Genomic DNA, 13492 nt, shown 5'->3' on the forward strand with positions numbered 1-13492 from the left:
TACTTATATTATAAGCCCTCGCCGGGGGGATTACAAGGCCGAAAGCGCCCGCCCGCCCGCGCCCTGTGGTGAAAATCGCTTTATTTGCGGCGGCGTGGGCGCGCATTTTTGTAGAATAGATAAAAACATTTCCGTTTCCGGTCGGAAGTGCGTGGAATTGATTGCAAACGGGGGCTGAAAGTGTTAAACTTAATTGCGTTATAAATGAATGAAGATCGTATGAAAAAGAGAGGTTTTTACTTGATGCGCAGAACGAAAATTATCTGTACGCTCGGCCCCGCGACCGATGAAGGCAATGTGCTCCGCGACATGATGTACGCGGGTATGAACGTTGCCCGTATGAACTTCAGCCATGGCTCCCACGAGGAGCACAAGGCGCGCATGGACATGGTCAAGCGCGTCCGCAGCGAGCTGGGCTGCCCCTGCGGCATTATGCTTGACACCCGCGGGCCGGAGATCCGTACCAAAACCTACAAGGACGGCAGAATTGAAATTACCGAGGGGCAGGAATTCACCCTGACCACCCGCGATATCGAGGGCGACAACACCGTCGTCTCCATCACCTACGAGGGCCTGCCCGGCGACGTGCAGCCCGGCACCCGCATCCTGATCGACGACGGCCTGGTCGGCTTCGAGGTCGTCGAGATCCGCGGCGGCACGGACATCGTGTGCCGCGCCCTGAACGGCGGCCCGCTCTCCAACCGCAAGTCGGTCAACGTCCCGGGCATCACGCTCAACATGCCCTATATCAGCGAGAAGGATCACGAAGACATCGTTTTCGGCCTGTCGCAGGGCATCGACTTTATCGCCGCCTCTTTCTGCCGCTGCGCGCAGGACATGCGCGACCTCAAGAAGATCCTGTTCGAGTGCGGCCGCGAGGACGTGCAGATCATCGCGAAGATCGAGAACATGGAAGGCGTGCGCAACGTCGACGAGATCCTCGGCGAGGTAGACGGCATCATGGTCGCCCGCGGCGACCTGGGCGTCGAGGTCCCGTTTGAGGAGCTGCCCCAGATCCAGAAGGAGCTGATCAAGGTCTGCATCGCGCGCGGCAAGCGCGTCGTCACCGCGACCCAGATGCTCGAGTCCATGGCCAAGAACCCGCGCCCGACGCGCGCCGAGGTTTCCGACGTCGCAAACGCGGTTTACGACGGCACCTCCGCCATCATGCTGTCCGGCGAGACCTCGGTCGGCAAGTACCCGGTCGAGACCGTCGCGGCGATGAGCAACATCGCGGAAAAGGCCGAGGGCAGCATCCACTACCACCGCCGCCGCGTCACCCGCCCCGAGTTCAAGGAGCTGCAGATGACGGGCGACCATATCACCAACGCCATCGCGCACGCGACCTGCACCACCTCCCACGACCTGAGCGCCAAGTGCATCGTGGCCTTTACGGAGTCCGGCTCCACCGCCCGCGCGGTCGCCTGCTTCCGCCCGGAGCACCTGATCATTGGCGCGACCCCCAACGAGAAGACCTTCCACCGCCTGACCATGTCCTGGGGCGTGCAGCCGGTGCTGGTCGAGCGCCCGAACTCCGGCACTATGCTGTATAACCAGTCCGCCAAGGCGGCGATCCAGGTATGCGGCTGCGAGGCCGGCGACCTGATCACGATCACCGCGGGCATGCCGGTCGGCCAGGTGCACAACACCAACACCCTGCGCGTATACGAGCTCACCGAGGAGCACATCGCAAACCTCGTCTGAGCAGGCGGGACAAACTAAAGGGTTAGGAATGTAATGAAGCGATTTATGCGCATCCTGCGCCGCTGGCTGTTGATGGCCGTGGTGCTGACGCTGCTGATCTGCGGCGGCCTGTACGCCTACCGCCTGGTCTTTTCGCTGTCGTATAATTACGACGGCGGGCTGGACGGCGTCGACCTGGCGCAAAACGTCACGCCGGACAGCTCGATCACCAACATCGCGCTGTTCGGCGTGGACACCCGGGACGTCGATATCGGCACGCGCTCGGACAGCATGATGATCCTGACGGTGGACAACACCCGCCACAAGCTCAAGCTGACCTCGCTGATGCGCGACAGCCTGGTGCCGATCGAAGGGCATAAGAAGGACAAGCTGTGCCACGCCTATGCCTACGGCGGGCCGGAGCTTGCCATCCGCACGATCAACCAGGATTTCGGCACCGATATTTCCGAATATATCACGGTCGACTTCGGGCAGATGAAGGGGCTGATCGACAAGGTCGGCGGCATCTATGTCGACGTGTCCGAGAAGGAACGCGTGGAAGCCAATAAGTTCATCAAGGAATACCAGAAGGAAAAGGGCGTGCCGAAGGATGAGCGCACCCCGATCGAGGCGGCCGGCTACCAGCACCTGAACGGCGTGCAGGCCATGTGCTACGCCCGCATCCGCAAGGGCGGCACGGGCGACGACTGGGGGCGCGTGGAGCGCCAGTCCATCGTCATGCAGGCCATGTTCAACCAGGTGCAGGAAATGGGCACGGGCGAGCTGATCGGCCTGATGACCGAGATGATGCACGACGTGACCACCTCCCTCAGCCCGGCGGAGATCATCCCCCTGCTGCTGGGCGCCATGAAGGACGGCAAGCCCGCCATCGAGCACAGCCGCATCCCGGCCGACGGCGATTGGGAATACGGCGGCTCCGCCGGGGAATACATCAAGTTTGACCTTGACCGCGCGTCCGAGCAGCTGCATGCGTATATCTACGACGATATCCCGCCGGGCGGCGCGGCTTCCGGTACAGGCTCCACCGACGGGTAAAAAAAGTATAGTTACATAGGGAAGCCCCGGCCTACTTTTGCAGGCCGGGGCTTTTTTGCGTTATTTTTGCGCGTTGCGGCGTTTGTCGAGCTGCTTGCCGATCAGCCAGCCCGCCGCGGCGCACACGATGATCGGGAGGTAGCGGAAATGGACGCCGAGCACGCCAAGCAGCCCGGTGAGGATCAGCCCCCCGGCAAAGCCCACGGCAATGCTGCGGAATACGACGGCGGGCATACCGAAAATGCGCGGCGTGTCGTCCGGCGCGGGCGCGCCTTCCATTCCTTCCGCCTGCCCTTCTGCTGCGGGGAGCGTCTCCCCCGCGGCTTCTGCGGGTTCGGGCATATCCGGTGTGGTTCCTTCTGCCGGCTCCCCGGCCTGCGGCTTCAGTTCCTCGTTCATAGACGGGCATCCTCCTGTATGATGGTTAACCCCATCATATCACGTTTTTTCGCGCGGGGCAAGCAGCCGCGGGGCAGTTTGGTCGATTGCAAACGCGCCGATGGGGGCGGTCAGCAGGATGGACAGAACCGCGAGCGCCAGCGCGAGGTTGCCGCAGGCCAGCCCCATGGCGAGCGGTACGCCGCCGACTGCGGCCTGCACGGTCGCCTTGGGGGTGTAGGCGATGGCGGTAAACAGCCGCTCGCGCGCGGTGANTGATTTGCGCAGGACAGCAAAAAAGCCGACAACTATCCTGCATTCGTTTTAAGATGCAGAAGTCATCAGCCTGGGAAGGCGGTTCGGGGGGCGTCCCCCGGGGCGAACCTCATGCCCCTTTTCAGTTGGTATCCCCAGTATAGCACGGCGGCGCGGCCGCGTCAATACTGCGCGCGGGCGCAAAAAAGCGGCGGGGGCTTGGAGCCTCCCGCCGCTTTTTGCAGCCCGGTACCGTTATTCCGGGGTCTGCTCCGGCATAATGATCGCCGCGACGATATAGACCAGCAGGCCGGTGCCCCAGCTGAATACGGTCAGCACCGCCCAGACCAGGCGGATCAGCGTCGCGTCGAGGCTGAAATACTCCGCAAGCCCGCCGCATACGCCGCACAGCTTGCGGTCGTAGATGCTCCGGCACAGTTTCTTGCCATTCATGCAAAACACTCCTTTATCGTTATCGTATGGTTGTTGCGGGGTGGCGGCTCCCTCACGGCGTGGTGATGCTGAGGGAACCCGCGCCCACTTCGGCGGACAGGTGCGGGCCGCCGCGGCGGCTGACCTCGCCGATGCCCGAAATAATGGTTTCGCCGTTTACCGTGATATCGCCCAGCCCGGCTTCCATGTCATACCCATAGGATCCCCAGGTTTCTGTCAGCCCAATCTCGGCGTTGCCCGCGCCGATCTCGATGTCTGCGTCTTCGGTAAAGCCCAGGGAGGCGATGCGCACATCGGCCGCGCCGACTTCCAGCTCAAATTCACGTGCCCGGAGCGTGCCGGCGTCCAGCTCGCCCGCGCCGACCGAGATGTCAATCTTGTCCGCGGAGAAGCCTTCGGGCAGGTAGATGGTGATGGGCGTGCCCTTGCTGTTGCCGCGCGCCTTGACATACCAGGTGTCCTTATCCTTAAAGCCGCTGTCCAGGCGGATGGCCTCGGAACAGTCGACCGAGAAGGGGGCGGTATCCCCGTCCGCCTCCGCGAGGACATAGGTGCCGCGGCCGAGTTCCAGGTCGACCTTGCGCACGCTGCCGGTTACGCTTTCATCCAGCAAAGCGGAGGACGCGCGCGGCAGGTGATCGTCCCAATCGCCGTCGTCCCAGTCATGGCCGTCCCAGCCGTGGCCGTCCCAAACGTGGTCCAGCGCGGAATCGATCGTGTCGTTTACCCTGTCGTTGATTTTATCGGTGAGCTTGTCGCCCATGGAGGCCGGCAGGAAGCGGCCTGCGAAGCGGAACCAGCCGTTGTGCCATTCGTTGTGGTAAAGCGGCTGCCCGCCCAGCGCGTAGCCCGCGCCGGTCAGTACCAGGCCGAGCACCAGCACGGCGCAGCAGATTTTGACGGTTGTTTTCATGGACGCCCCCTCCTTTTTTCAAACGGCTTGCGGCACAGGGACACGACGCCCCGCACCACCGGCGGGATGAACAGCATGCACAGCTTGATCAGCAGCAGCGCGCTGAGCACGCCGAGCGATAAACAGACCAGCGCGCCGCCGATGGCCAGCACGGCGGAGGCCGGCGCGGTGAACAGCGCCCCGCACCCTGCAAACAGCACGGCCATGCCGACGATGCACAGGATGAGCGGGATCAGGAACAGGCACACCAGCACGGCGAAAACCGCCGCCAGCACGCCGATCAGCGCCCCGCCCAGCCCGGCCGCGAGCGGCACCCCGACCGGGATCGCCAGCAGCACGATCACAAGTAGCAGCCACGGGCTGATGCCCCGTTTGATGGGGCGGGGCTCCTGCGGCGCGCCCGACGCGCCCGATGCGCCGCCCCCGTGGGGCGCCAGGTCGCGGTAATCGTTCAGGATCGCTTGCGCGACCGCCTCCGGCGAGCCAAGCCCCGCGATCGCTTCGGCCTCGTGCCCTTCCCCGGCGTCTTCCAGATAGTCTTCATAGTATTGCATGGCGTTTTGCCGTTCCTCGGGCGGCAGGCCGCCGAGCGCACGGTCCAGCGCCGAGAGAAATTCTTCCTTATTCATTCTCCAGCCCTCCGAAAAGTACATTTTGAACCCGGTCGCGGTAATCCCGCCACTCAATTTGATAACGCGAGAGTTGTTCGTCCCCCAGTGCGGTCAGCCGGTAGTACCGACGGTTCCGTCCGGCGCATTCCTGGTTATAGGAGGTCAGGCAGCCGTCTTTCAGCAGCCGCCGCAGCACCGGGTACAGCGTGGTTTCCGAAATGTCGATGACCCGCCGCAGGTCCTGCGTGATCTTATAGCCATATGCGCCTTCCTTGCCCGTGCGTGAAACGACCGACAGCACCAGGGCGTCGAGCAGCGATGTGCCGAACCCGAAAGTGGCCAAGGCTCCCACTCCTTTCCCTGTGTCCTTGTCAATATTATATGAGAAACAATATTGTATGTCAAGCACTTAAGGAAACCTTCATAATTCAGGAAGGCTCCCGCAAGGCCTGCCTATACATTATATAGCGGGAAAGCGCGCCGGGGCGGGCGGGCAGGCAGCCCGGCGCGCAAGGCGTAAACGGTGAAAAAGTTCCGAAAAATAACATTTGTAAAATTGAGGATGGATGTTACTATATGTAACAAAATAGCGCTTAAATGTTACTATTAAAAACAAATATGTTGCATTTAAGAACAATTTAAGGTTTTATATTACACATTTGTTACGGCGGGCGGCAAACCGTTGACGCGGGGAAAAGTTTCGTTTAAGATAAAGCCCATAAAGGGAATCATCCCGAAATTTTAAAGGAGGAACAAAACCTATGAAGAATCTTAAAAAGGTTCTCGCGCTGGTTATGGCGTTCGCTATGGCGTTCACCATGATGGCTGGCGCGGCGTTTACCGATCAGGCTGACATTAAGGCAACTGAAGCGGTAGACATGCTGACGGCGTTAAACGTTATTAACGGCAACCCGGACGGCAGCTTCAATCCGGACGGCACTGTTACCCGTGCGGAAATGGCGAAGATGATCTATGTCCTGCGCACCGGCAAGGACACTGCTGACAACTTCTCCACCACCCCGACTACTTTCACGGACATCAACGGCCACTGGGCTGCAGGCTTCATCAAGTACTGCCAGACCATGGGCATCATCGCTGGTGAGTCCGCAACCAAGTTCAACCCGGACGGCACCGTAACCGGTACCCAGGCGGCGAAGATGCTGCTGGTCACCATCGGCTACGACCAGACCAAGGCTGGCCTGGTTGGCACCGGCTGGGACACCAAGACCAACGCCCTGGCTTCCGAGAACGGCCTGCTGGACGACGTTGACTCTGACCTGAACGCGGGCCTGCCCCGTCAGTACGCGGCGCAGCTGATCTACAACGCGATCGACGCTGAGACCGTAATGTACAATGCAAACGGCCAGGTTGTCAAGACCGAGAAGACCGAGAACTCCACGGTTGCGAAGCCGACCGGCGAGTCTGTCTACTACTATAGCGTTTATAAGTACGCTTCTGCTGGCGTTCTGGAGACCGTTCCGGCTGGTACCGGTCTTGCTAGCGCGTCCGATGCAAAGGATTACGCTAAGGAAGTCCTGGGTCTGTCTGGTACTGCGACTGGCACTACCACGAACGACTATAAGATCGTTCGCGACTCCAAGGCTACCCCGGTTTACACCTATGTAAACGAGACCAACACCAAGAACGAGACGGTTGGCGAGAAGTATCTCGACCTTAAGAAGACCACCGGCGTTCTGATGGCGGCTGGCAACACCACCCTGAACCCGTCCTTCTCCAGCGGCGACAATGTCCTGAAGCTGGCACAGGTTGATCCTGACGAGGACGAGGGCAGCAAGTGGAGTTTCACCAAGGTGAAGACCGACCTGACCTCCCTGCTGGGTCAGCGCGTTAAGGTCCTGTACAAGAATACCGACAACGTTTACGGCGTATACGTTGTTCCGGATTGCAAGGTAATCACCGGCAAGGCTTCCGACCTGGATACCGTTTCCGGCGAAGAGAAGGTTAAGATCGACGGCACCAAGTATAAGTTCGACGATTCTTACGACCTGTACAACGGCACCGCCACCTATGCAACCGGCAGCGCCTCTAACGTTGCGGCGTATGTAAATGCTGTTAAGGATTCCGATTTCGACATGTACGCTGTTGACCTCGACAACGATGGCAACCTCGACATGATCCGCGTAATCCCGAAGCGTTTCGCAAAGCTGACTTCCGTATCTTCCTCTGCGGTATATGTTAACTACATGGTTAACGACGTTACCACCAACACGCAGAAGTTCGACATGGAAGACGACAACCCGGAAATCTACGACGGTGCTAAGAAGGACGACTATGTCCTGGTAAGCACCAACGAGTTCACCGGCGACCCGAAGATCGAAGCTGCAACTGTTGTTGAGGGCAAGGCGACTTCCACCAAGGACAACAAGGTTCAGATCGATGGCAACTGGTACAACCTGAAGTGGGCGAACAAGGATTATCAGGACATCAAGCTTGATAACTCTTACAAGCTCCAGACCTACGGCAGCTATGCGTACTATGTTGGCGGCAGCACCTCTGCGGCTGACCTGGACGTCCTGCTGGTTAAGAACGTAGGCGACCCGAAGACCCTGGACAAGGGCGTTGAAGCGAAGGTTCTGTTCGAGGACGGCACCGAGAAGGTCATCAACGTTGTCAAGTCTGGCAGCACTGTTTGGAGCGGCAATGGCAGTGGTCTGAAGAGCGCTATCAGCAACGATACCCTGTACGAGTATAGCGAAGATGACGGCGACTACACCCTGAAGGCGATCACGGCCGGCACGAGCTACACCGATCTGGACGGCAACGTTACCGACTTCGGCGTTAAGGCTCTGACTACCGGCACGGCTCGTACTAACGGCTATCACAAGGATAGCGCTACCGTCGAGAATTACGACATTGCGAAGGAAGCGGTTGTGTTCCTGCGTTATCAGAATTCCGACCACGACTACAAGTACAAGGTTATGTCCGGCTCTGCCCTGATGACCTATAGCAACATGCAGGGTAGGGATGTCAGCGGCTTCGTTATGTACGACACCAACGACAAGGACTACGCAAAGATCATCTACATCAACTATGATGCAGTTACCTCTTCCGGCGATTCCCTGTATGCGATGATTACCGGCGTCCAGTTCAAGAAGAACGCTGACGGCGACAAGGTTGCATACTTCGATATGCTGACCAAGGATGGCGAGAAGACCGCTGTCGAGTCCGACAAGACTTCCACCAACCTGAAGAAGGGCGACATCGTTGAGATCACCGGCTCCTGGGAGAAGATCAGCGACATCACTCAGCTGACCACCGGCACTTATGACAGCCAGAGGAACTATGGCGCGGTGAAGAACGATCTGGGCAACAACAGAGTAAGCTTTGAGTCCCTGACCGCTGACACTCTGGAAAACGGCAAGATCACCGGCGATACCCACGTAATCTATGTTGACCAGTCCAAGAGCGATTATGCAGTCGTTGATAATGGTTCTATCCAGTCCGCTCAGGCGAACCGCGATACCAACGGCAACGTTATTAGCTACAAGGCAAACGCGTTTGCGAAGATCAACAACGACGGCGAGTTCGACGTCCTGGTCATCGAAGTTAGCAATGAGATGAAGGATCGCAACGGCAACGTTGTTACCCTGGCTGCTACGCCTTCTACCGGCACCTATGGTGTAACCTATGGTTCGGTTACCGCTCCGGGTTCGGTTACCGCCAGTGCAATTACGCTGGAGGGCAATGCTAAGTCCAACTCCAACGGTTCTGTAACGGTTACTGTCAAGGCTGCGGCTGAGGCTGGTGCTAACTGCGAGCAGACGATTACCCTGAATCCGACGGTTGGTACCGCAGCTGGCACTGTTACCTTTACTAAGGCGGAGCAGATTTCTGGCAGCTCCAAGACGGTTGTAGTTTCTGGTATCACTGCAGATACTACCATCAATGCTTCTGCTTCTGCTACTGCTGTTTACACTGCGGCTAAGGCGACTAACGCGGTAGTTGCTGGTGCGAACACGCCTGACATTAGCAAGGTTACTCTCTCTATCGATAAGACGGATAACCTGAAGACTGGCGACAAAGTAACTGTAACGGTTGCGCTGGCTAATGATGCTGATGCAACTGGCCTGACTGTTGCCTGCACGGGTGGCACGGTTAATCCGAGCTCCGAGCAGACTGTTACTGCAGGCTCCAGCACCACATTTGAGATCACGGTAGGCAGTTCTAATATCACTGATATCAAGGTTACCATTACCAAGGCTTAAATTTATAGCAAGTTAGGTTTTAACCCCCGCGGGATTACTCCCGCGGGGGTTTCCCTTTCCCCGGCATGAAAAAGGCGCCATCCATACGGATGGCGCCTTTTGCGCGGTACCTGCCCTGCACGCGCCCCAAGCCCTTGCCCCTATTCCCATACCCCGCCACAGGGCAAAGCCGCCTGGGCGCGCTGTGCGCCCGGGGGGCGCACCTTGCCGCAGCACATAAAAAGGCAGCCCCCTTCCGGGGGCTGCCTTCCCTATATGCGACGCCGCTTAGTTGCACTTTGCCAGCAGTTCCTTCCACTTCTTGTCCACATAGTTCTGCGCAAGCTCGAGCATCCACTCGTTGCCCTTTGCGAACATGTGCTTGAAGCGCCCCTGCTTGGCGAGGAAAACGTCTACGGGCAGCTTGTCCTTCGGCTCGTAGGACAGGCGGTATTCGCCCTCAACGACCTCGTACAGCGGCCAGACGCAGGTCTCGACCGCAAGGCGGCAGATTTCCGCCATGTCCTCCGCCGGGTAACGCCAGCCGCGCGGGCACGGGCTCATCACGTTGAGGAACGCGGGGCCGTGGGTGTAGATCGCGCGGTGCGCCTTCTCGTGCAGGTCGCGGAAGTTGCCGATAAAGGTCGACTGCGCGACGTACGGGATGCCGTGCGCGACCATGATGGAGGACAGGTCCTTCTTGTTCTGGCGCTTGCCGTTCGAGGCCTTGCCGGTGGGCGAGGTCGTCGCGTCCGCAAAGCGCGGCGTGGACGAGGAGCGCTGGATGCCGGTATTCATATAGGCCTCGTTGTCGTAGCAGACATAGACCATGTCGTGCCCGCGCTCCATCGCGCCAGATAGCGACTGGAAGCCGATGTCATAGGTGCCGCCGTCGCCGCCGAACACGATGAACTTGAAGGTATCGTCGATCTTGCCCTTCTTCTTAAGGACGTTGTACGCCGCTTCTACGCCGCCGCAGGTCGCCGCGGCATTTTCAAACGCGGAATGGATGTAGCTGTCCTCCCACGCGGTATACGGATAAAGGAAGGAGGAGACCTCCAGGCAGCCGGTCGCGTTCGTCACGACCGCCTTGTCCTCCGGCTCCAGCGCGCGCATGACCGCGCGCACCGTGATGCCCGCGCCGCAGCCCGCGCACAGGCGGTGGCCGCCGACAAAGCGCTCCTTCTTCTCGACTTCTCTTTTTAAACTGTATCCCATGTCGTTTAAACCTCTCTTTGCCCGATGTGGCGGTAAACCTCGCCCGTGTTGCCCGTGGTGACGATCTCGTCAAGCTGGCCGAAGATGTATTCCGCCACGTCGACCGTGAAGTCGCGGCCGCCGAGGCCGTAAACATAGTTGATTGCCTTGGGGCGGCTGTCGAGGTCGTAAAGCGCCGAGCGCGTCTCGGCGAACAGCGGGCCGCCCGCCGCGGAGAAGCTTTCCGCCTTGTCCAGCACGGCGACCGCCTTGCAGTGCTGCAGCGCCGCGGCCAGTTCCTCCATTGGGAAGGGGCGGAACACGCGCAGCTTGACCATGCCGACCTTCTTGCCTTCCGCGCGCAGCTTGTCGACGGTGGCGCGCGCGGTGCCGGCGGAGGAGCCGATCAGGACGAGCGCGGTCTCCGCGTCCTCCATGCGGTACGCTTCAAAGAAGCCGTACTTGCGGCCGGTCAGCTTTTCAAATTCCGCCGCGACCTGCAGGATGACGGGCTTTGCCGCCTTCATGGCCTCGGCCTGCTGGATTTTGTGCTCCATGTAATAGTGGGTCACGTCGTAGGGGCCGACGGCCAGCGGGTTTTCATGCTTCAGTAAGAAGTGCTCCGGGTTGTATTCGCCGACGAAGGCCTTGGCCTTGTCGTCCTCGAGCAGCTCGATATTCTCCACGCCGTGCGAGGTGATAAAGCCGTCCTGGCAGATCATGACGGGCAGGCGCACCGCCGGGTTTTCGCCGATCGGCATGGCCTGGAGGAAGTTGTCGTACGCCTCCTGGTTGGTCTCGGCGTAAATCTGGATCCAGCCCGCGTCGCGCGCGCCCATGGAATCGGAATGGTCGTTATTGATGTTGATCGGGCCGGACAGCGCGCGGTTGACGCACGCCAGCGTGATCGGCAGGCGGCAGGACGACGCGACATAGAGCAGCTCGAACATGAGCGCGAGGCCGCAGGACGAGGTCGCGGTGACCGCGCGGCCGCCCGCCGCCTGCGCGCCGATGCAGGTGGACATGGAGGAGTGCTCGGATTCCACCGTCACATACTCGGTGTCGACCAGGCCGTCGGCCACATACTGCGCAAAATACTGCGGGATTTCGGTCGAGGGCGTGATCGGGAACGCGCCCATGACGTCGGGGTTGATCTGGCGCATCGCATAGGCGACCGCCTCGTTGCCGGAAAGCCTTTCGCGGATGGACATCTTACTCGCCCTCCTTTCCCATCGTGATCGCGCCGAAGGGGCAGGCGTTCACACAGATGCCGCAGCCCTTGCAGTGCATAAAGTCAAAATCCAGGCGCTCGCCGTCCTTGACGGGGATGGCGCTGTCCGGGCAGAACGGGACGCAAAGCATGCAGTGCTTGCACGCGTCGGCGTGGAACACCGGGGTCTGCGTGCGCCAGTCGCCCGTGTTGGTCAGGCGCGCGGTGCCGCCCTCATAGATTTCGCCGCCGGGCGTAAGCTCCTGCCACGGCGTCTGTTCGTTGATTTCTGCTGCCGTCCTGATCATCCTACCTGTACCTCTTTCATGGATTTGGTGAGCGCCGCCATGTTGCCGGTGATTACCTGCGGCTTGTGCGCGAATTTATGATGGAAGGACGCCTCCATGTCGGAGACGAACTTTTCCGCCTCGACCACGCCGGAGACCTTGACCGCCGCGGCCAGCATCGGGGTGTTCGGGAAGTTTTTGCCGAGCGTTTCCTCGGAGATGCGGCGCGCGTCGATCGTGCACACCTTGCCGTTATAGCCACCGAGCAGCGGGCGCACCTCCTCCGGGGTTTTCGAGGTGTTGACGATGATCGCGCCGTCCTGGGAAAGCCCCTTGGTCACGTCGACCGCGCCGAGCAGCGTCTCGTCGACCACGACGACATAATCCGGCTCGTAAATATTGGAATGCACCGGGCAGCGCTCGTCGGAAATGCGGTTATAGGCCGTGATCGGCGCGCCCATGCGCTCCGGGCCATATTCCGGGAAGCCCTGGACATACTTGCCCGAGGAAAATGCCGCGTCTGCAAGCAGCAGGCAGGCGGTCTTTGCGCCCTGGCCGCCACGGCCGTGCCAACGGATCTCAACCGGTTTGTTTGTGTTTTTCATTTTGACCTCTCCTTGTAAAATGTCTGGGTTTTTGGTACGTAGGCCGGCTGCCCTGCGGCGCCGGGCAGGCATGCAAAAAGGCGGCCGTCCTGTAAAAGGACGGCCGCCTGGAAATCCATGTGCGCCGTTTAACCACCTGTTACAACATACCATCATATGCGCCCCCGGTAACGGCGGAGGGAAACCGGCACAACCTACTTTAAGCCGCCTGCGGCGGGTTCGGCGTGCGACTCGGGAGTGATTTTCGGCGGGCGCGACTCGTACCGGGCTTGCACTGTCCCCGGCTCGCTGCGACTTTTGCGGCGGCGCTTACTCTCTCCGTCTTCGTCTTTGGCTTGCTTCATTGTCCTAAAGTATAATCCTCCGTGCCCGCGGATGCAATGGTGAAAATACACAAATTTTGACCCTTTTATCCTCCACATGCACACGCTTGTATTTTGTGCGAGGACAATGCGCACAAATGTCCGTCAATCCAGCGGCTGGAACACGGATTTCGGCTGATGGCACACCGGGCAGACCCAGTCGTCCGGCAGTTCCTCGAAGGGGGTCTCGCCGTCGTACACCCAGTGGCAGACCGTGCAGACCCAGCGTTTCGGCGCGTCGCCCGCGGTTTCCGCCGCGGCGGCCGCGCGGGCGGCG

The 13492-nt window shown here is 60.0% G+C and carries 14 protein-coding genes and 1 riboswitch; of the genes, 3 read left to right on the top strand and 11 right to left on the bottom strand.

Going from position 1 to position 13492, the window contains the following annotated elements:
• Positions 1-243: 243 nt before the first annotated feature.
• On the top strand, positions 244-1704 hold the full coding sequence (gene pyk / locus CZ203_RS07450) for a pyruvate kinase (RefSeq protein ID WP_227105527.1): 1461 nt from the start codon (positions 244-246) through the stop codon (positions 1702-1704).
• Positions 1705-1737: 33 nt separating this feature from the next.
• Positions 1738-2739, top strand: a complete 1002-nt coding sequence (locus tag CZ203_RS07455) for an LCP family protein (RefSeq protein ID WP_087065505.1) — start codon at positions 1738-1740, stop codon at positions 2737-2739.
• Positions 2740-2799: 60 nt separating this feature from the next.
• Here the strand turns inward: CZ203_RS07455 and CZ203_RS07460 are convergent, their stop codons facing one another.
• The 6 genes from CZ203_RS07460 to CZ203_RS07485 all read right to left on the bottom strand — a co-directional run bounded on the left by CZ203_RS07460 (position 2800) and on the right by CZ203_RS07485 (position 5692).
• Complete coding sequence (locus CZ203_RS07460) at positions 2800-3138, bottom strand: hypothetical protein (RefSeq protein WP_087065506.1); 339 nt, start codon at positions 3136-3138, stop codon at positions 2800-2802.
• Positions 3139-3177: 39 nt separating this feature from the next.
• Positions 3178-3339, bottom strand: coding sequence for a hypothetical protein (locus CZ203_RS07465; RefSeq protein WP_200809453.1), 162 nt, complete (start codon positions 3337-3339; stop codon positions 3178-3180).
• A 103-nt stretch (positions 3340-3442) separates the two neighbouring features.
• Positions 3443-3519: riboswitch (Fluoride riboswitch) on the bottom strand.
• Positions 3520-3627: 108 nt separating this feature from the next.
• Entirely contained in the window at positions 3628-3825 is a 198-nt protein-coding gene (locus CZ203_RS07470; protein ID WP_087065507.1) for a PspC domain-containing protein, read from the bottom strand.
• Between the two features lie 52 nt (positions 3826-3877).
• Positions 3878-4738 carry a hypothetical protein gene (locus tag CZ203_RS07475; RefSeq protein WP_087065508.1) on the bottom strand — a complete coding sequence of 287 codons (861 nt, stop codon included), beginning with the start codon at positions 4736-4738 and terminating at the stop codon, positions 3878-3880.
• Positions 4735-5367, bottom strand: a complete 633-nt coding sequence (locus CZ203_RS07480) for a DUF1700 domain-containing protein (protein WP_159456418.1) — start codon at positions 5365-5367, stop codon at positions 4735-4737. The genes CZ203_RS07475 and CZ203_RS07480 overlap by 4 nt, the downstream gene beginning before the upstream one ends.
• On the bottom strand, positions 5360-5692 hold the full coding sequence (locus CZ203_RS07485) for a PadR family transcriptional regulator (protein ID WP_087065510.1): 333 nt from the start codon (positions 5690-5692) through the stop codon (positions 5360-5362). Before CZ203_RS07485 ends, CZ203_RS07480 begins: the two co-directional genes overlap by 8 nt.
• A gap of 418 nt (positions 5693-6110) precedes the next feature.
• On the opposite strand from CZ203_RS07485, the gene CZ203_RS07490 reads away from it, so the two are divergent.
• Positions 6111-9575, top strand: a complete 3465-nt coding sequence (locus CZ203_RS07490; RefSeq protein ID WP_087065511.1) for an S-layer homology domain-containing protein — start codon at positions 6111-6113, stop codon at positions 9573-9575.
• Between the two features lie 267 nt (positions 9576-9842).
• Here CZ203_RS07490 and CZ203_RS07495 read toward each other — a convergent pair whose 3' ends face one another.
• From CZ203_RS07495 to CZ203_RS15270, 5 genes are all read right to left on the bottom strand, one after another.
• Complete coding sequence (locus CZ203_RS07495) at positions 9843-10772, bottom strand: thiamine pyrophosphate-dependent enzyme (RefSeq protein WP_087065512.1); 930 nt, start codon at positions 10770-10772, stop codon at positions 9843-9845.
• A 5-nt stretch (positions 10773-10777) separates the two neighbouring features.
• Positions 10778-11962: a pyruvate ferredoxin oxidoreductase gene (gene porA, locus CZ203_RS07500; RefSeq protein ID WP_087065513.1), complete on the bottom strand. Its 1185-nt coding sequence runs from the start codon at positions 11960-11962 to the stop codon at positions 10778-10780.
• A 1-nt stretch (position 11963) separates the two neighbouring features.
• Entirely contained in the window at positions 11964-12269 is a 306-nt protein-coding gene (locus tag CZ203_RS07505; protein WP_087065514.1) for a 4Fe-4S dicluster domain-containing protein, read from the bottom strand.
• Positions 12266-12853 (bottom strand): 2-oxoacid:acceptor oxidoreductase family protein, encoded by a 588-nt coding sequence (locus CZ203_RS07510; protein WP_087065515.1) that lies wholly within the window; start codon positions 12851-12853, stop codon positions 12266-12268. The genes CZ203_RS07505 and CZ203_RS07510 overlap by 4 nt, the downstream gene beginning before the upstream one ends.
• A 467-nt stretch (positions 12854-13320) precedes the next feature.
• Positions 13321-13492: rubredoxin (locus CZ203_RS15270; RefSeq protein WP_200809454.1), on the bottom strand; the 172-nt coding region annotated here is incomplete at its 5' end.

Origin of the sequence: Intestinibacillus massiliensis, assembly GCF_900155735.1 — a bacterium.
GTDB classification, from domain to species: Bacteria; Bacillota; Clostridia; order Oscillospirales; family Butyricicoccaceae; genus Intestinibacillus; species Intestinibacillus massiliensis.